The sequence below is a fragment of the Mycobacterium sp. NGS29 genome (assembly GCF_059812965.1).
In genome coordinates, this window is record NZ_JCALDR010000008.1 from 193,916 (window position 1) to 211,277 (window position 17,362).

Annotated in this window: 16 protein-coding genes; 7 read left to right on the forward strand and 9 right to left on the reverse strand. The window is 67.2% G+C overall.

The window, feature by feature from the left end:
• Positions 1-61 precede the first annotated feature (61 nt).
• The 4 genes from AC5Y5Z_RS13970 to AC5Y5Z_RS13985 all read left to right on the forward strand — a co-directional run bounded on the left by AC5Y5Z_RS13970 (position 62) and on the right by AC5Y5Z_RS13985 (position 3,498).
• Complete coding sequence (locus AC5Y5Z_RS13970) at positions 62-343, forward strand: hypothetical protein (protein ID WP_499925638.1); 282 nt, start codon at positions 62-64, stop codon at positions 341-343.
• 91 nt (positions 344-434) lie between these two features.
• The gene (locus AC5Y5Z_RS13975; RefSeq protein ID WP_499925640.1) at positions 435-1,574 is read left to right on the forward strand and encodes a hypothetical protein; all 1,140 of its coding nucleotides are present in this window, start codon (positions 435-437) and stop codon (positions 1,572-1,574) included.
• A complete protein-coding gene (locus AC5Y5Z_RS13980) occupies positions 1,571-2,353 on the forward strand; it encodes an SDR family oxidoreductase (RefSeq protein WP_463828631.1) in 783 nt (260 codons plus the stop codon). The genes AC5Y5Z_RS13975 and AC5Y5Z_RS13980 overlap by 4 nt, the downstream gene beginning before the upstream one ends.
• Positions 2,353-3,498 (forward strand): sulfotransferase family protein, encoded by a 1,146-nt coding sequence (locus AC5Y5Z_RS13985; protein WP_463828632.1) that lies wholly within the window; start codon positions 2,353-2,355, stop codon positions 3,496-3,498. The genes AC5Y5Z_RS13980 and AC5Y5Z_RS13985 overlap by 1 nt, the downstream gene beginning before the upstream one ends.
• A gap of 135 nt (positions 3,499-3,633) precedes the next feature.
• Here AC5Y5Z_RS13985 and AC5Y5Z_RS13990 read toward each other — a convergent pair whose 3' ends face one another.
• Both AC5Y5Z_RS13990 and AC5Y5Z_RS13995 read right to left on the reverse strand, forming a co-directional pair.
• On the reverse strand, positions 3,634-4,083 hold the full coding sequence (locus tag AC5Y5Z_RS13990; RefSeq protein ID WP_499925642.1) for a hypothetical protein: 450 nt from the start codon (positions 4,081-4,083) through the stop codon (positions 3,634-3,636).
• Positions 4,084-4,087: 4 nt separating this feature from the next.
• A complete protein-coding gene (locus tag AC5Y5Z_RS13995; protein WP_463828634.1) occupies positions 4,088-5,257 on the reverse strand; it encodes a 3-ketosteroid-9-alpha-monooxygenase, oxygenase component in 1,170 nt (389 codons plus the stop codon).
• Positions 5,258-5,385: 128 nt separating this feature from the next.
• Between AC5Y5Z_RS13995 and AC5Y5Z_RS14000 the strand changes: the two genes are divergently transcribed.
• On the forward strand, positions 5,386-5,913 hold the full coding sequence (locus AC5Y5Z_RS14000; protein ID WP_499925645.1) for a gamma carbonic anhydrase family protein: 528 nt from the start codon (positions 5,386-5,388) through the stop codon (positions 5,911-5,913).
• 91 nt (positions 5,914-6,004) lie between these two features.
• Here AC5Y5Z_RS14000 and AC5Y5Z_RS14005 read toward each other — a convergent pair whose 3' ends face one another.
• The 6 genes from AC5Y5Z_RS14005 to AC5Y5Z_RS14030 all read right to left on the reverse strand — a co-directional run bounded on the left by AC5Y5Z_RS14005 (position 6,005) and on the right by AC5Y5Z_RS14030 (position 14,081).
• Entirely contained in the window at positions 6,005-9,256 is a 3,252-nt protein-coding gene (locus AC5Y5Z_RS14005) for a PE family protein (RefSeq protein ID WP_499925647.1), read from the reverse strand.
• A 273-nt stretch (positions 9,257-9,529) separates the two neighbouring features.
• Positions 9,530-9,940: a nuclear transport factor 2 family protein gene (locus tag AC5Y5Z_RS14010; RefSeq protein ID WP_463828637.1), complete on the reverse strand. Its 411-nt coding sequence runs from the start codon at positions 9,938-9,940 to the stop codon at positions 9,530-9,532.
• Entirely contained in the window at positions 9,937-10,818 is an 882-nt protein-coding gene (locus tag AC5Y5Z_RS14015) for a TIGR03619 family F420-dependent LLM class oxidoreductase (protein ID WP_463828638.1), read from the reverse strand. The genes AC5Y5Z_RS14010 and AC5Y5Z_RS14015 overlap by 4 nt, the downstream gene beginning before the upstream one ends.
• On the reverse strand, positions 10,815-12,008 hold the full coding sequence (locus AC5Y5Z_RS14020) for a thiolase family protein (RefSeq protein WP_473140335.1): 1,194 nt from the start codon (positions 12,006-12,008) through the stop codon (positions 10,815-10,817). Before AC5Y5Z_RS14020 ends, AC5Y5Z_RS14015 begins: the two co-directional genes overlap by 4 nt.
• Entirely contained in the window at positions 12,008-13,069 is a 1,062-nt protein-coding gene (locus AC5Y5Z_RS14025) for a thiolase family protein (RefSeq protein WP_473140334.1), read from the reverse strand. Before AC5Y5Z_RS14025 ends, AC5Y5Z_RS14020 begins: the two co-directional genes overlap by 1 nt.
• A gap of 16 nt (positions 13,070-13,085) precedes the next feature.
• Positions 13,086-14,081, reverse strand: a complete 996-nt coding sequence (locus AC5Y5Z_RS14030) for a Zn-ribbon domain-containing OB-fold protein (RefSeq protein WP_463828641.1) — start codon at positions 14,079-14,081, stop codon at positions 13,086-13,088.
• 69 nt (positions 14,082-14,150) lie between these two features.
• Between AC5Y5Z_RS14030 and AC5Y5Z_RS14035 the strand changes: the two genes are divergently transcribed.
• Positions 14,151-15,182 (forward strand): LLM class F420-dependent oxidoreductase, encoded by a 1,032-nt coding sequence (locus AC5Y5Z_RS14035; RefSeq protein ID WP_499925650.1) that lies wholly within the window; start codon positions 14,151-14,153, stop codon positions 15,180-15,182.
• 57 nt (positions 15,183-15,239) lie between these two features.
• Here the strand turns inward: AC5Y5Z_RS14035 and AC5Y5Z_RS14040 are convergent, their stop codons facing one another.
• Entirely contained in the window at positions 15,240-15,950 is a 711-nt protein-coding gene (locus AC5Y5Z_RS14040) for an acetoacetate decarboxylase family protein (RefSeq protein WP_499925652.1), read from the reverse strand.
• Positions 15,951-15,995: 45 nt separating this feature from the next.
• Between AC5Y5Z_RS14040 and AC5Y5Z_RS14045 the strand changes: the two genes are divergently transcribed.
• Positions 15,996-17,225, forward strand: a complete 1,230-nt coding sequence (locus AC5Y5Z_RS14045) for a cytochrome P450 (protein ID WP_463828644.1) — start codon at positions 15,996-15,998, stop codon at positions 17,223-17,225.
• Positions 17,226-17,362 lie beyond the last annotated feature (137 nt).

The window sequence follows — 17,362 nt, forward strand, 5'->3', positions numbered from 1 at the left end:
TCTGCCTAACTTGCGTGGGTACTCTCGACTGCACCGTTTCGCCTCGTGAAGGAGACTTCCGATGATCGTGACTTCGAGGATTTCCCGCCTGCTCCTTGGCGGCCTGCTGGGTGCTTGCGCCTCGGCACTGATCGCGATGCCGGTGGCCAACGCAGATCCCTGCAACACCACCGTGGGACAGACCGCGGGGGAGCAGGTGAACGGCTACTTGGACCGCCACGCCGACGTCAGAGCCCAACTACAGGCCCGGGCCGGGTCGGGCACGGACCTCAACGACTACCTCAACCGGCACCCCGATGTGCGGCAGGCGCTGATCACGCTGGCCAATCAGTGCACCTCGTGAGGTGAGCAGGATTCGTCGGCCCTCCGCGCCTGCGACGCGCGGAAATGTTAGCGGTTGACTCAAAACAGGAACACGTTCTAGCGTCAGAGCCGTGTCCGCACCCCTTGTCTCCGACCAACTGACCGAGGCGATCGCCGAAGCCGAGAGGTTGGTCGCCGCCGCCCCGTTCATCGAGACCGAAGCCGACCTCCTCGAGGGGCTGCAATACCTGGCCGGATGTGTGTCCGGTTGTCTGCATCTGGCCTTCGACTACGAGCGTGACCACCCGTTCCTGCAGTCGGGCACCGGGCCGTTCACCAAGATGGCCCTGGACAATCCCGACACCCTGTACTTCGGCACCCGCGTGCATGCCGATCGCGACTACGTGGTCCGGGGTGTGCGCGGTACCACTACCGATCTGAGCTTCCAGTTGCTCGGCGGCGAGTACACCGACGACAACGTGCCTGCCAGCCAGGCCGCGTTCGACGACCGGGAACTCGACATCGCGCCGGACGGCACCTTCGAGTGGCGGGTGCGCCCGACCAGTCCCGGCCAGCTGGTGATGCGTGAAGTGTATGGCGACTGGTCGGCGCGACGCGGCACGCTGACCATCGAGCGGCTCGACACCGCCGGCACCGCACCGCCCCCGCTCACCCGTCAAACGATCGAAAAGCGTTACGCCACAGCCGGAAAACAGCTGGTGAATCGCGTCAAGACGTGGCTGCAGTTCCCGCAGTGGTTCTATCTCGACATACCGGTCAACACCATGGTGCCGCCCCGGCTGACCCCCGGCGGACTGGCGACGCAGTACTCGTCGGTGGGCCACTTCGACTTACGGCCCGATCAGGCGCTGGTGATCACAGTGCCGGTCAGTGACGCGCCGTACCTGGGCTTCCAGCTGGGCAGCCTGTGGTACATCTCGCTGGACTACATCAATCACCAGACATCATTGAACAACACTCAGGCTCAAGCCGATCCGGACGGGAAGGTGCGCATAGTGGTCAGTGACCACAACCCCGGGGTCACCAATTGGGTTGAGACGCTGGGACATCGGCGCGGATTCCTGCAGTTCCGCTGGCAGCGGGTGTCCAGGCAGCTCACCGACGCCGACGGTCCCGCCGTCGAACTGGTGGACGTCGACAACGTGCCGGCCGCGCTGCCGTACTTCGACCACAACAAGATTTCCGAGGAAGACTGGCGGGCGCGAATCGCGTTGCGGCAGCAACAAATAGCGGCAAGGATGCTCGGATGACCGATCTGCTCGACGGCAAGGTAGTGGTGATCAGCGGGGTCGGCCCCGGTCTGGGAACCACGCTGGCGCGCCGATGTGCCCTCGACGGGGCCGACCTGGTGCTGGCGGCCCGCAGTGCCGACCGGTTGGACGATGTCGCCAAGCAGGTCGTCGACATCGGCCGCAAAGCGGTTGCGGTACGCACCGACATCACCGACGACGAACAGGTGAGCAACCTCGTTGACGCCTCGCTGGAGGCATTCGGCAAGGTCGACGTGCTGGTCAACAACGCGTTCCGGGTGCCGTCGATGAAACCGCTGGCCGGCACCACGTTTCAGCACATCCGGGATGCGATCGAACTCAGTGCGCTGGGTGCGTTGCGGCTCATTCAGGGCTTCACTCCGGCGCTCGCGGAGTCGCATGGCTCCGTGGTCAACGTCAACTCCATGGTGATCCGGCACTCGCAGGCCAAATACGGGGCGTACAAGATGGCCAAGTCGGCCCTGCTGTCGATGTCGCAGTCCCTGGCGACAGAACTCGGTGAGCAGGGTATCCGCGTCAATTCCGTTGCACCTGGCTATATCTGGGGCGACACCCTGCAGGGTTATTTCAATCACCAGGCGGGCAAGTACGGCACCACCGCCGAGCAGATCTATCAGGCCACCGCGGCCAACTCCGACCTCAAACGGTTGCCCACCGAGGACGAGGTGGCGTCGGCGATCCTGTTCATGGCCAGCGATCTGTCCAGTGGCATCACCGGACAGACCCTGGACGTCAACTGCGGGGAGTATCACACGTAATGGCCGAGCGAACTGACATTGCGACGGTCGACGAATTGCACGCGTCGGCAACCAAACTCACCGGGTTGGATGATTTCGGCTCTGACGACGACAACTACCGCGAAGCGCTGACGGTGTTGCTCGACTCGTATCGGACCGAAGCCGGCCTGACGGTGTTGGGCAGCAAGATGAACAGGTTCTTCCTGCGCGGCGCGCTGGTGGCCAGGCTGCTGTCCGAATCGGCGTGGAAACAGCATCCGGGATACGCGGACGTCGTGATCGAGCGGCCGATTTTCGTGACCGGACTGGTGCGCACCGGGACGACGGCGCTGCACCGGCTGCTGGGCGCCGATCCGGCGCACCAGGGTCTGCACATGTGGCTGGCGGAGTTCCCGCAGCCCCGCCCGCCGCGCGACACCTGGGACTCGAATCCGTTGTACCGCAGGCTTGATGACCAGTTCAACCAGCACCATGCGGAGAACCCCGGTTACACCGGCCTGCACTTCATGGCGGCCTACGAGCTCGAGGAGTGCTGGCAGTTGCTGCGGCAGTCGCTGCACTCGGTGTCCTATGAGACCCTTGCCCACCTGCCGACTTACGCGAAGTGGCTGTCCGAACAGGATTGGACGCCGTCGTACCAGCGGCACAAGCGCAACCTTCAATTGATCGGCATGAACGACACGGACAAGCGTTGGGTGCTGAAGAATCCGAGTCATCTGTTTGCGCTGGACGCGCTGATGGCGACTTATCCTGACGCGCTGGTGATCCAGACGCACCGACCGGTCGAGACGATCATGGCGTCGATGTGCTCGCTGGCCCAGCACACCGCCGAGGGATGGTCCACCACGTATACCGGGGCCCAGATCGGGGCCGACTCGATGGAGACCTGGTCGCGCGGGCTGGAACGGTTCAATGCTGCGCGCGCCAAATATGATTCGGCGCAGTTCTACGACGTCGACTATCAGGAATTGATCGCCGACCCACTGGGCACGGTGGCCGACATCTACCGGCACTTCGGTATCGCCCTGACAGACGAGGCCCGGCAGGCGATGGAAGCCAGTCACGCCGCGAGCCAGCAAGGTGATCGGGCGCCGAAACACCGGTATTCGCTGGCCGATTACGGGCTGACCGCCGAAGCGGTGAAGGAGCGGTTCGCCGGCCTGTGAGCGTGCCCGGCTGCGAGCGACTTGCCCACCAGTAGCGACAATCCGTGCCGACGGTGAAAGTCGCTGTCAGGTGAGAAAGTCGCTCCGAATCGGACACCGGTATCGTGCCCGGATCCGAGGCGCGCTGATGAAGGCTCAGTCGGCCGCTTCGTGCTCGAGAATGCCCTCGGCCACCGCGTGCTCGATGCTGCCGGATAGCCGCGGGCAGGCCCTGGTGCGTGCGGTGTCGCCGCCCCCGGCGCGCACCTCGGCAAAGTGCGCACAGCGCTGAGCTGCCTCGGTATTCCATTGCACCGCAGTGTGTCCCGGCCCGAGCCGCCGCACCGTCACCGTGACGTGGCAGAACCGGCAGTCCACCGGCCGTAACCCTGCGCTCAGGTAGCGGTCCCGGTCGACGCGGCTGGCTTCGGCCACCGAGGCGGCGCGCTCCGGGTCATTGGTGAAATCCCTTGACTTGGACCACGTTCCGGAACCGCTACGGCCATTGTGCGACGGTGCGTCGTCATGATCATGGTGATCGCCGTGCAGGGCCAGCATCGACCGGGCCAGCCGGTCGACGTCGGGTACGTCCTGGTCGTCGGCCACGACTTCAGTGTTGCTGCGCAGGTACGTCGTCGGCGGCCGGCTCGGCGTCGCGTGCCTTCAGGTTGTCCGCAACCTCGGCGTTCCAGAACTCGTTGGCGCGGGTGGTGTCGACCTCGATCTCGAAGCGCTCCACCATTTCCGGCTGGATGTCGGCCACGTCGACGTAGAACTGCTGATACCAGCGGCGCAGCTGATAGACGGCGCCGTCTTCCTCGACCAGCAAGGGGTTGTCGATGCGCGTCTTGTGCTTCCAGATCTCCACGTCCTGCAGGAAGCCCTTGCTCACGCCGTCGGTGAAGACCCGGGACAGCTTGTCGGTCATCTTCTCGTCCATGCCCTTGGGCTTCTCGACGATCACGCCCCACTGCAGCACGAACGAGTTCTGAGTGACCGGGTAGTGGCAGTTGATGAGGATCGACTCGGCCTTGTAACCGCCGTAACTGTTGTGCAGCCAGTTGATCATGAACGACGGGCCGAAATACGAAGCCTCCGAATCCAGATGCGCCTCACCGTAAGTGGTGCCCAGATCGTCGACGTCAGGCCGGCCGACGTTGTGCAGGTACTGCGAAGCGATGTGGCCTTCGAAGACGTTCTTGAAGTACGTCGGCAACCCGAAGTGGATGTAGAAGAAGTGCGCCATGTCAGTGACGTTGTCGATGATGTCGCGGCAGTTCGACCCTTCAATGAGGATGCTGTTCCACCGCCACTCGGTCCACTCGTCGCTGGCCGCCTCGGCCAACTCCGGAATCCGGACCGCAGGGTCCGGCGGGTTGCCTTCGTGGTCGTGCCACACGAACAGCAGACCGCTGCGGACATCAGTGGTCCACGCCCGGGTGCGCGCCGTCTTGGGGGTGCGTTTGGCGTACGGCACCAGCTTGCAGCGGCCGTCGCCACCCCAGCGCCAGTCGTGGAACGGGCAGGCGACCTCGTCGCCCTTGATGGTGCCCTCGGACAGGTCGCCACCCATGTGCCGGCAGTAGCCGTCGAGCACCTTGATGTCACCGTGAGAGTCGGCGAACACCACTAGTTTGGTGCCGAACGCCTGCACCGAGTGCGGTTTGCCGTCCTGAAAGTCTTTCGCGACGCCCAGGCAGTGCCAGCCGCGGGCATACCTGGTCGGCAAGGCGCCGGGGTCGATTTCCCGGACACCGACGTGGCTTGTGTCGGTACTCACCCTGTTACCTCCGCGGTTGTATCGCAAAAAAGGGGCTGCTAACTAGAACACGTTACAGTTTTGGGGCGGAGGTGCGCAACGACGGTGAGGCTAACCACGGTATATGCGCGTTACGGTATATGTAATTGATGCCGTTGTTCTCTTTCGAAGGTCGCTCGCCGCGCGTCGATCCGACCGCATTTGTGGCACCTACCGCGACGCTGATCGGCGACGTCACCGTGCAGGCCGGCGCGTCCGTGTGGTACAACGCTGTGCTGCGCGGCGACTATGCCCCGGTGGTGATCCGGGAGGGCGCCAACGTGCAGGACGGGTCGGTGCTGCACGCCCCGCCCGGCATCCCCGTCGACATCGGTCCGGGGGCGACGGTCGCGCATCTGTGCGTGATCCACGGCGCCCACATCGGGTCCGAGGCGCTGATCGCCAACCACGCCACGGTGCTGGACGGCGCGGTGATCGGCGCGCGGTGCATGGTGGCGGCGGGTGCGCTGGTGGTCGGGGGCACGCAGATTCCGGCCGGGATGATGGTGGTGGGTGCGCCCGCCAAGGTGAAGGGGCCGATCGAGGGGACCGGCGCGGAGCTATGGGTGAACGTGAATCCGCAGGCCTACCGGGACCTCGCGCAGCGGCACATCGCGGGGGTCGAGCCGGTCTTGTGATTCGGGTTCGGCAACGAGGCCAACGACGAACACACCTGTAAGTGCGTGGGCGCTGCTACGACGTCGGTCATCGGCATCTGACGGGGTGGATCTACGGGGTTCCGTGGGTGCCGGGTGAGCCGGGGGGTGTTCCGCGGCCCGCCGATCCGCCGCTGCCGCCGATGGCGTTGCCGAAAACAGAATCGGTGGTCGCATTCCCGCCGTCACCCCCATCGCCACCTGCGCCGCCGTTCCCTGCACCACCGTTTCCTCCACCGCCGGCGGTCGCCGTGGCGGTGGACGCTGAATTGATGATGGTCGCGTCGCCGCCGTCGCCGCCGTTGCCGCCGCGCCCGGCGCTGCCCTCACCGCCCACCCCGCCGCCACCGGCAGTGGCCTGCCCGGACCCGGCGGTCGCGGCGTTGCCACCGTTGCCGCCGTTGCCGCCGGTGGCCCCGCCGGTGCCCGCCGCGCCGTTGCCGCCGATGGCGTTGCCCGACCCGGAGGTCTGGGCGTTGCCGCCGCTGCCGCCGTTGCCGCCGCCGGTGGTACCGGTGCCACCCGCCGCACCGCTGGCGCCCACCACGTCCTGCGCCGACCCGGAGTAGACGGTTTCGGAACCGCCGTTGCCGCCGTTGCCGCCGCGCCCGGCGCTGCCGTGACCGCCCGCACCGCCGGCTCCGGCAGTGACCTGCCCGGACCCATCGGTCGTGGCGTTGCCGCCGTTGCCGCCATTGCCGCCGGTGGCCCCGTTAGTGCCCGCGGCGCCGTTGCCGCCGGTGGCGCTGCCCGACCCGAAGGTCGAGGCATCGCCGCCGTTGCCGCCGTTGCCGCCGCCGGTGGTGCCCTTGCCGCCCGCCGCACCGTCGGCGCCCACCACGTTCTGCGCCGACCTGGGGTCGGCGAGTAATACGCTGCCGCCGTTGCCGCCGTTGCCGCCGCGCCCGGCGCTGCCCTCACCGCCCACCCCGCCCGCACCGGCAGCGACCTGCCCGGACACCGAGATCGACGAGCCGCCGTTGCCGCCGTTACCGCCGGTGGCCCCGGCGGTGCCCGCGGCACCGTTGCCGCCGGTGGCGCGGCCCGACCCGTTGGTCGCGGCATCGCCGCCGCTGCCGCCGTTGCCGCCACCGGTGGTGCCGGTACCACCCGCCGCACCGTCGGCACCCGTGACGTTCTGCTTCGAATCGGTGGCCAACGCGTATTCGGAGCCGCCGTTGCCGCCGTTGCCGCCGCGCCCGGCGCTGCCGTGCCCGCCCACGCCCCCGGTACCGGCATTGACCTGCCCGGAACCGGAGGTCTGGGCGGTGCCGCCGTTGCCGCCGTTGCCGCCGGTGGCGCCGGCGGTGCCCGCGGCGCCGTTACCGCCAGTGGCGCTGCCCGACCCGTCGGTCGCGGCGTTGCCGCCGTTGCCGCCGTTGCCGCCGCCGGTGGTGCCCTTGCCGCCCGCCGCACCGTCGGCGCCCACCACGTTCTGCGCCGAACCGGTGTTGGAGACGGTTTCGGAGCCGCCATTGCCGCCGTTGCCGCCGCGCCCGGCGTTGCCGTCACCGCCCACCCCGCCGGCACCGGCAAAGACCTGCCCGGACCCGGTGGTCCTGGCGTTCCCCCCGTCGCCGCCGTTGCCGCCGGTGGCCCCTGCGGTGCCCGCGGCGCCGGCACCGCCGGTGGCGCTGCCCGGCCCGTTGGTCTGGGCGTTGCCACCGTTGCCGCCGTTGCCGCCGCCGGTGGTGCCGGTGCCGCCCGCCGCACCGTTGGCGCCCACCGCGTGCTGCTTCGATTCGGAGTAGACGTATTCGGAGCCGCCGTTTCCGCCGTTGCCGCCGCGCCCGGCGCTGCCGTGACCGCCCACCCCGCCGGCACCGGCAGTGACCTGCCCGGACCCGGAGGTCTCAGCGCTGCCGCCGTTGCCGCCGTTGCCGCCGGTGGCCCCGTCGGTGCCCGCGGCGCCGTTACCGCCGGTGGCGCTGCCCGACCCGTCGGTCCGGGCGTCGCCGCCGTTGCCGCCGTTGCCACCGTTCCCGCCGGTGCCTGCGGCGCCGCCCGAGCCGCCGTTACCTCCCACGACGTTGCTCGAACCGGAGGTGAACACAGAGCCACCGTCGCCGCCTCGGCCTCCGGTACCACCGGTACCTGAGGGGCCGGTGGTACCTCCGGTGCCTCCGGTGCCGACGGCGCCGCCGGCGCCGGCGTTGCCGCCGCGACCGCCGGTGCCGCCGTCGCCGCCGGTCAATGCGCCAGCGGAGCCGTCGGCCGCGCGCCCGCCGGCGGCGCCATTGCCGCCGAGCCCGCCGCTGCCGTTGATACCGCCGGCACCGCTGTTCCCGCCCGCGCCGCCAGCCCCGCCCGACCCCCCGGCAAAGCCCGAACCGCCGTTGCCCTTGGTCGGTATGTCGGTGTTGTTCGCGCCGATAGCTCCATTGCCGCCGTCACCACCGTGCCCACCGTTACCCGATGCGCCCGCCACGCCGCCAGCCCCAGCGGCGCCACCGGCACCGGCCGCACCGCCGGCACCGCCGGCTCCGCCATCACCGCCCGCGGCGCCGCTAGCCGAGGCGCCGTCTCCGCCGTTGCCGCCCAGACCTCCGTGACCGCCCAGACCGCCGCTACCGCCCTGGCCGAACAGCAGTCCGCGTGCTCCGCCGGCACCCCCTTGGCCGCCGACCCCGCCGGCGCCGCCCGTAGCACCGGCCGCACCGCTACCCGCGACAGCCGACGCGCCCGCCCCACCTTCGCCGCCTCCGCCACCGATCCCGCCGGCTCCGCCCTGACCGAAGAACAATCCACCGGCGCCACCCGCGCCACCATTGGCGCCGGCCATCCCCGGCGCACCGGCCGCACCGGCCTGTCCGGCACCGCCGGCCCCGCCGGCCCCGCCCGTGCCGACCAAACCCGCCGAGCCACCTGCTCCGCCGCTTTGACCAGCCGCGCCAGCGGCCCCATTGCCGCCGTTGCCCCACAACAGCCCGCCGTCGCCGCCCCGGCCACCCGGGACGGTCGCGTCGGCGCCATTGCCGATCAGCGCGCGTCCCAGCAATGTCTGTGTCGGCGCATTGACTACCTCGAGCAGCAGCGCATCAATGCCGCTGGTTTCGGCTGTGGCATACGCCTTGCCGGCGCTCGCGAGGGTCTGCAGGAACTGATCGTGGAACGCCGTCGCCTGCGCACTGAAGGCCTGATATTCCTCGCCGTGCGCCGCGAACAGGGCCGCGATGGCCGCCGACACCTCATCACCGGCGGCAGCCACCAGCCGCGTCGTCGCGACCGACGCCGTCCGGTTTGCCGTCTGAACGGCCGTCCCGATCCCGGCCAAATTATCAGCCGCAGCCGCCACCAAGTCAGGTGTTGCAATGACAAACGACATTTGGCTCCCTCAAACTCTGTGGTCGCGAGATTTACACGCGGCCCTGATCGTGGCTCTGCGCATCCCGCCCGACGGAACCCAGAGTTAGCTCATCGCACGCTTGTTGCCGGCGACACCTGACCCGTGCGAATGGAAGTCCAACGGACTCTAGCCCCTTGCTGACAGAAAGGGAGGGAAACTGACACGATGCGTAGCTGGTCCATATTCGACTTCACCACAGCGAAAGTGAAGTCGGCGACGCAGAATCGCCGTGTTGTGTCGTGTGATTCACACTCAGCTGGAGACTGGGCGAGCGGACGCGGTCGCCTGGTCCAACTCCCAGTAGGCGCGCAGCGCCAGCAGCTGCCCCTGATCGTCGGCCCGGTAGGTGAACACGCCCTGGGCGGTGACCTGGTAACCGCCCGCAGTGATCAGGATGTGCCCGACGTTCGCTTCCTCATTTCCGCATTGATAGCTGTCTTGGAAGAAGAACTCGATCTTGTCGGTGGGCGCGATGGCCAGATCCCAGAACCGCGAGATCGCCTCCTTGCCGCGATGCCCCTTGCCCTCAGGGTCGAAATGCGATGGCCCGATAGGGTCTTCGACAATCGCGTCGTCGGCGAATACCGCCAGCCAGGCCTCCTTGTCGCGCGCGCCGACCGCCTCGCGGGAGCGCCGGCCGGCCTCGTGCGCCGGATGAGTCACGCGTCCTGCCAACCCGAGTGGATGTAGGTGTCGGCGAACCGCTTCATCGAATCCTGCTTCTTGTCCAGCGGCGCATCGAAGCTCAGGCCGTCGAAAACCCAGGGAATGGTGATGTAGTCGGTCACCCCGATGTCGGCGAGCTCGCGGTGGCCGTCCACGCCGAACTTGTCCATGCACACGGCCTGGTACTCGAAAGGGTCTTCCGCACGGCCGTTTTCGGCGAGCAGCGCCTTGAGCTTGCCGATGGTTTCGTCCAGTTGCGCGTGCGTCATCATCGCGCTGGTCCAGCCGTCGCCGACGCGCACCGCCCGCTTGAGTGCCACGTCGGTGTGCCCGCCGACGTAGAAGGGCACCGGCTCACTGGGCGCCGGACTCATCTGCAGACGGTCGAAATCGTAGAACTCGCCGTGGAATTCGACCATGCCACCGGCGAGTACCAGCTTGATCACGTCGATCATCTCGTCGACCCGCTTGCCGCGACGCGCGTACGGTACCCCGCACCATTCGAATTCTTCGGGCGCCCAGCCGATTCCGACACCGAATCCGAACCGGTTGTTGGTCAGGTTGGCCACCGAGCCGACCTGGCGGGCCAGCAGCAACGGGTTGCGTGACCCCAACTTCATCACGTTGGTGTAGAACCGCAGTTTCGAGGTGACCGCGCCCATGGTGCCCGCCAGGATCAGCGGGTCGACCCAGGGGGAGTTCTCGTCGAACATCCGCTTGCCGTCGGCGGTGTAGGGATAGTCGACGGACTGCTTCTCGAAGTAGAAGATCGAATCCGGCAGCGCGATCGAGTCGAAGCCGACTTCCTCTGCGGTTTTGGCGAGTTCGGTCAGCTGGTCGATCGGGCTGAACGCGATGCTGAGGGTGTATTTCATGCGCCGGCCTGTTCCGGCTTGTCGCATCCGACCACCCACATCGAGTAGTACTGCGAACCCCCGCCGTAGGCGTGGCCCAACGCCTTACGCGCATTCGGCACCTGATGGTCTCCACCCTTGCCCATCACCTGTATCGCGGACTCCGCGAAGCGGATCAGGCCCGACGCGCCGATCGGGTTGGACGACAACACCCCGCCCGACGGGTTGACCGGCAACCGTCCACCGATCGCGGTCTCGCCGGCTTCGGTCAGCTTCCAGCCCTCACCCTCGGGGGCAAAGCCCAGACTCTCCAACCACATCGGCTCGAACCAGGAGAACGGAACGTAGATCTCGGCGGCGTCGATCTCGTCGATGGGACTGGTGATGCCGGCCGCCTTCCACAGCGCGGCCGCGGCGTCCCGGCTCGCCTGCGGACTGACCTGGTCGCGTCCGGAGAACTGCAGCGGCTCGGTGCGCAGCGCGGTGGCGTGAATCCAGGCCACCGGGTTCCCCTCTGCCAGCCGGGCATCGGCGATCTCCTCGTTACCGATCACCACAGCGCAGGCGCCGTCGGACGACGGGCAGGTCTCGTCGAAACGGATCGGGTCCCACAGCATGGGGGACTGCATCACCTTCTCCACGGTGATGTCGGGTTGGTGCAGGTGCGCCAACGGATTCTTGGCGCCGTTGAGTCGGTCCTTCACGGCGACGATGGCACCGATGTTGAGCGGGGCACCGGAGCGGCGGATGTAGGACCGCACGTGCGGGGCGAAATAGCCACCGGCGCCGGCACCCACCGGCTTGATGAACGGGATCGGAATCGACAACGCCCACATGGCATTCGACTCCGACTGCTTCTCCCAGGCCATCGCCAGCACCCGGCGATACTTGCCCGATTGCACCAGGCTGGCCGCGACGATGCCGGTGGATCCGCCTACCGAACCTGCAGTGTGCACGCGGATCAACGGCTTGCCGGTGGCTCCTACGGCGTCGGCCATGAACAGTTCGGGCATCATGACGCCCTCGAAGAAGTCCGGCGCCTTACCGACGACGACAGCGTCGATGTCGTCGAAAGTGGACCCGGAGTCCGCCAACGCCCGGTCGATGGCTTCGCGCACCAGCCCGTTCATCGAAACGTCTTTGCGCTTCGCCACGTATTTGGTCTGTCCGGTGCCGAGCACCGCGGCGAGGTTCGCTCCTGCGCCAGCCATCAGTTCTTCCCTTCCATGACCGCGACCAGGTTCTGTTGCAGCGCAGGGCCGCTGGTGGCGTGTGCCAGCACCCGTCCCGCCGAGCCGTCCCAGATGTGTTGTGCGGCAAAACCGATGCGTTCCAGGCCCGCGACGAACATCGGGTTGGCGGCCAGTGCACCGCCGGACGGGTTGACCTTCGTCGACTCCCTCAGGCCGATCGCCTCGGCGAGGATCAGGTGCTGGTGGGTGAACGGCGCGCAGATCTCGGCAACGTCGATGCCGGTGTCACCACCGGTGGCCGCCTTCGCCGAAGCCGCGGTGGACGACGAGATGGTCAGGTCGCGCAGACCCAACGCGGGGGTATCGATGCGGTGCTCGATTCCCGTTATCCAGGCCGGCTTTTCGCGTAGTTCGCGCGCCCGGTCGTCGGCCGCGAGCACGATCGCTGCCGCACCGTCGGTGATCGGCGCGATGTCGTGGCGTCGCAACGGATCGTTGAAGAACGGCCGGGCCAGCAGTTCGTCGATGCTGTCGGCCGGCTGCTCGGAGTCGGTCCGTTCCGACCGCGCGAACGAGTCGAGGGCGACCTGCGCCATCTGCTCGTGCGTCCACTTGCCGGAGTCCAGTCCGATGCGCGCCTGCAGTCCGGCCATCGACACCGAGTCCGCCCACAACGGCGCCACGGTGTAGGGGTCGGTCTGGCGCGACAGGATCTGGCGCAGGATGCCGGCCGACGACTTGCCGAACCCGTATACCAGCGCGGTGTCGACCTCGCCGGTGAGGATCTTGATGTAAGCCTCGTACAGCGCCCAGGCGGCGTCCATCTCCACGTGGGATTCGTTTATCGGCGGCACCGCGCCGATCGAGTCGATCGCGGAGATGAACGAAAATGCCCGTCCAGCAAGGTAATCCGACGACCCCGAACACCAGAATCCGATATCGGACTTGGTGATGCCGAGGTCGCCGTAGAGCTGGGCGAAGCACGGCATCAGCATTTCGACGCCGTTGGTGGTGCCGTCGGTACGGCGTACATGCGGCGCGTGAGCGAAGCCGACCACCGCGACATTGCGAGTGCTCATGGTGTGAGTAAGCCCTTTACAGGTGGTGTTTGTAGGTGTCGTAGTCGGCGTCCGGTTCGCCGGTCGGCCGGAAGAACTCGATGTTGTCGATGCCGAAGCCCCACTCTTCGCGAGGACGCCACACCGCCTCCACCCGCATGCCCATCCGGACTTCGTGCGCGTCGACGTCGGCGACCAGGTGCAGGAACGGGATGTCGGCGCCGTCGAGCAGCACGTAGGCCGCCACGTAGGGCGGTTTGATGCGTTGACCCTGGAACGGGATGTTGATGATCGCGAACGTCGTCACCGTGCCCTTGTCCGGCAGTTCGACGAAATCGGTGGTGGGCAGGCCGGTGGCCGGGTCGGCGCCATGCGGGGGGAAGTAGACCTTTCCGTTTTCGCCGGTCTTGGCGCCCAGCAGCTTGCCCTCGGCGATGGCCCGCAGGTAGGCGCTTTCCTCGTGCGACGCGGTGTGCTGGATGGTCAGCGAGACGGGCGTGACGATCATGGTGACCGGATCCTGTTCGGACGGCTCGCCTTCGGGCTCGGTGTCTTCGCCGGGCACGAAGTAGGCGATGTCGGTGATGGCACCCACGGTCTGCTCGGCCCAGTGCACGCGCACCCGGTCACCGGTCTTGATGGACGAAGGACCCGCGGCTCCGACATCAATCGCGTGCAGCAGCGGGGTGTCCGCGCCGTCGAGCTTGATCAGCGCCCAGGCGAACGGTCGGTCCAGCGGCTCCCCACCGAGCGGCTCGGGTTGCCACGTCCAGGACACCACGGTGCCGACGCTGGCCACGGGTACCATCTCGCGCAGCGGTTCGTAGGTGACGGGGTCGTATTCCGCCGGCGGCACATGAACCCGGCCGTCGGAGCCACGGACCCCCAACACCCGGCGGTCCCGCAGCGCGGTGAAGAACTCACCGAGCGTGGGACCCACCGAACGGGTGTAGTCGAAAGACAACGTCAACGGTGCGGAGAGAGGCGGCTCAGGGTGGTCGATCAGGGTCGGGCCGCTCGAACTGGCTGTCACGCCTTCGAGTAGAACAGGTTCTAAGAATGGTTTCAACTAGCCCTTTACCAAGGCCGTAGGAGGCAAGCTGTGAAGCTCGGACTGCAACTCGGCTACTGGGGCGCTCAACCGCCGGAGAACCACGCAGAGCTCGTCGCCGTGGCCGAAGAAGCCGGGTTCGATGCGGTGTTCACCGCCGAGGCATGGGGTTCGGACGCCTACACGCCGCTGGCGTGGTGGGGGTCCTCGACGCAACGGGTGCGGCTGGGCACCTCGGTGGTCCAGCTTTCCGCGCGCACCCCGACGGCCTGTGCGATGGCCGCGCTGACGCTGGACCACCTGTCCGGCGGCCGGCACATTCTGGGCCTGGGCGTGTCCGGACCCCAAGTCGTCGAAGGGTGGTACGGGCAGCGCTTCCCCAAGCCGCTGGCCCGCACCCGCGAATACATCGACATCGTGCGCCAGGTGTGGGCCCGCAAGGAGGCGGTCACCAGCACCGGTCCGCACTATCCGCTGCCGCTGTCCGGTTCCGGCACAACAGGTTTGGGTAAGCCGCTCAAACCGATCACCCACCCGCTGCGCGCCGACATCCCGATCATGCTGGGGGCCGAGGGGCCCAAGAACGTGGCGCTGGCCGCCGAGATCTGCGACGGCTGGCTGCCCATCTTCTACTCGCCGCGCATGGCCGACATGTACAACGAGTGGCTCGACGAGGGGTTCGCGCGGCCGGGCGCCCGACGCTCCCGGGCGGACTTCGAGATCTGTGCGACCGCGCAGATCGTCGTCACCGAAGACCGGGCTGCGGCGTTCGAGGGCATCAAGCCGTTCCTGGCCCTCTACATGGGCGGCATGGGTGCCGAGGACACCAACTTCCACGCCGACGTCTATCGCCGGATGGGATACGCCGAGGTGGTCGAGGAGGTCACCAGGTTGTTCCGGTCCGACCGCAAGGACGAAGCCGGCAAGGCCATCCCGGACGAGCTCGTCGACGACGCGATGATCGTCGGCGATCTGGACTACGTGCGTAAGCAGATCGGCGCCTGGGAGGCGGCGGGCGTCACCATGATGGTGGTGGGTGCCCGCAGCGTTGAGCAGGTACGGGACCTCGCCGCGTTGATCTGAGCGGCGGCCTTGCGGTACCGCTAGAACGCGTTCTAGATTGACTCGATGGGGATGGGCTCAGACGGCGTGCGCGTCGCCGAACGACATCTCCACGTTGGTCACCGACTGCGTCATCAACGCTCGCTTGGGCAGGCCCAGCGATGCCAACTCCTTGGCGTAGGGGTGCTCGCCCAGCCTGATCCGGGCGCCGCCGAGGCGGGTGCGCACCCCCGAGGTCTGCATCGTCGACGAGGTCTCCCGGGTGACGCCGTCCAGGTGGGAGTACGTCGTGAGGTGCTGCGCTTTCATGGCCGGATGCGGGAGGCCGGGGCTGAACTCGATCCCGGCGATCAGCTGACCGTCGGCGCTGACGTCGAAGTCGAACTTGCGTCCCTCGCGAACGGTGAAGTCCGCCATGATCTTTGGATATCCCCAGATGGTGCGCCCGGCCTCGAGGGTGAACTCCTGGTCGACCGGCAGGCGATGGATGAAAGTAGCGGCATCGGCCATTGCCCGCAAGCCCTTGGCGTGCGTTCCCGGCCGGTTGACCAGGAAGGCGGTGCCGTACTCGTGGTACTTGCCGAGATCGCCGTCGAGGTAGCGGACCAGCAGCTGCACCAGAATCGCCCGGCCCGGCAGGTATTCGAAGACCTGCAGGCCGCTGTAGTCGATCAGACGCTGCGCGGCGCCGGCGGGGACCGAGAACATCGCGGAATGCTGATCGGCCTTGCGGATCACCACCGGCATGGTGAGCACAGTTCCGGCGATGGTGTGTTGCGAGACATTCATGGGGCTTACTGTAATGGGCTCGACGTAGCGAACTGGAGGCTGTAGATGACTGACGTTGTGGGTGAAACCATTCCCGAGACGATCCTGAACATCGATCTGGCGGACGGCAATTTCTATGCCGACGGCGTCGCGGCGCGGGCAGCTTACCGCTGGATGCGGGCCAATCAGCCGGTGTTTCGGGATCGCAACGGACTGGCCGGAGCCACCACCTATCAAGCAATCCTGGACGCCGAACGCAACCCGGAACTGTTCTCCAGCACCGGCGGTATCCGCCCCGATCAGCCCGGCATGCCCTACATGATCGACATGGACGACCCGGCCCACCTGATCCGCCGGAAATTGGTCAACGCCGGGTTCACCCGCAAGCGGGTGAAGGACAAAGAAGCATCGATCGGCGAGCTGTGCGACACCCTGATCGACGCGGTGTGCGAGCGTGGCGAGTGCGACTTCGTCCGGGACATCGCCGCGCCGCTGCCGATGGCGGTGATCGGCGACATGCTGGGCGTACTGCCCGAGGACCGCGGGATGTTGCTGAAATGGTCGGATGACCTGGTCTGCGGGCTCAGCTCGCACATCGACCCGACGTCGGCGGAATTCCAGACGGTGATGGAAGCCTTCGCCGCGTACACCGCTTTCACGATGGATCTGATCGGTAAGCGCCGTGCGGAACCGACCGACGACCTGTACTCCATCCTGATCAACGCCGAGGTCGAAGGTCAGCGGATGTCGGACGACGAGATCGTGATGGAGACACTGCTGATCCTGATCGGCGGCGACGAGACCACCCGGCACACGCTGAGCGGGGGGACCGAGCAACTGGTACGGCATCGCGATCAGTGGGAGGCGCTGGTCGCCGACCCGTCGTTGCTGCCGGGGGCGATCGAGGAGATGCTGCGCTGGACGTCGCCGGTGAAGAACATGTGCAGGACGCTGACCAGTGACACGGAATTTCACGGCACCTCGATGCGGGCGGGCGAGAAGATCATGCTGCTCTTCGAGTCGGCGAACTTTGACGAGTCGCAGTTCGACCAGCCGGAGAACTTCGACATCCGACGAAACCCGAACAGCCACTTGGCATTCGGATTCGGCACCCATTTCTGCATGGGTAATCAGCTGGCCCGCCTGGAGCTGTCGCTGATGACGTCGCGGGTGCTCGAGCGGCTACCCGATCTGCGGCTTGCCGATGAATCGGCGTTGCCGCTGCGTCCGGCGAACTTCGTGTCCGGGCTGGAGTCGATGCCGGTGGTATTCACCCCGAGCCCGCGAGTCTGCTGAAGAGCGTTCGCGCATCCGGTCCCGGCGGGCTGCGGCGCGATTTGCCCGACCTGATCCGACGATGCCAGAAAATTTGAGGTTCATGGGTACGTCGTCCGGCTAATCCCTATCGTTATGGCTGCAGGGCAGCGCGAAGG

Excerpts from the sequence above, each read along its gene's own strand:
- AC5Y5Z_RS14015 (WP_463828638.1), bottom strand. The coding sequence starts at position 10,818 with ATGAAATACACCCTCAGCATCGCGTTCAGCCCGATCGACCAGCTGACC.
- AC5Y5Z_RS14045 (WP_463828644.1), top strand. The coding sequence starts at position 15,996 with ATGACTGACGTTGTGGGTGAAACCATTCCCGAGACGATCCTGAACATC.
- AC5Y5Z_RS14040 (WP_499925652.1), bottom strand. The coding sequence starts at position 15,950 with ATGAATGTCTCGCAACACACCATCGCCGGAACTGTGCTCACCATGCCG.
- AC5Y5Z_RS13980 (WP_463828631.1), top strand. The coding sequence starts at position 1,571 with ATGACCGATCTGCTCGACGGCAAGGTAGTGGTGATCAGCGGGGTCGGC.
- AC5Y5Z_RS14000 (WP_499925645.1), top strand. The coding sequence starts at position 5,386 with ATGCCGTTGTTCTCTTTCGAAGGTCGCTCGCCGCGCGTCGATCCGACC.
- AC5Y5Z_RS13985 (WP_463828632.1), top strand. The coding sequence starts at position 2,353 with ATGGCCGAGCGAACTGACATTGCGACGGTCGACGAATTGCACGCGTCG.
- AC5Y5Z_RS14005 (WP_499925647.1), bottom strand. The coding sequence starts at position 9,256 with ATGTCGTTTGTCATTGCAACACCTGACTTGGTGGCGGCTGCGGCTGAT.
- AC5Y5Z_RS13970 (WP_499925638.1), top strand. The coding sequence starts at position 62 with ATGATCGTGACTTCGAGGATTTCCCGCCTGCTCCTTGGCGGCCTGCTG.
- AC5Y5Z_RS14020 (WP_473140335.1), bottom strand. The coding sequence starts at position 12,008 with ATGGCTGGCGCAGGAGCGAACCTCGCCGCGGTGCTCGGCACCGGACAG.
- AC5Y5Z_RS14025 (WP_473140334.1), bottom strand. The coding sequence starts at position 13,069 with ATGAGCACTCGCAATGTCGCGGTGGTCGGCTTCGCTCACGCGCCGCAT.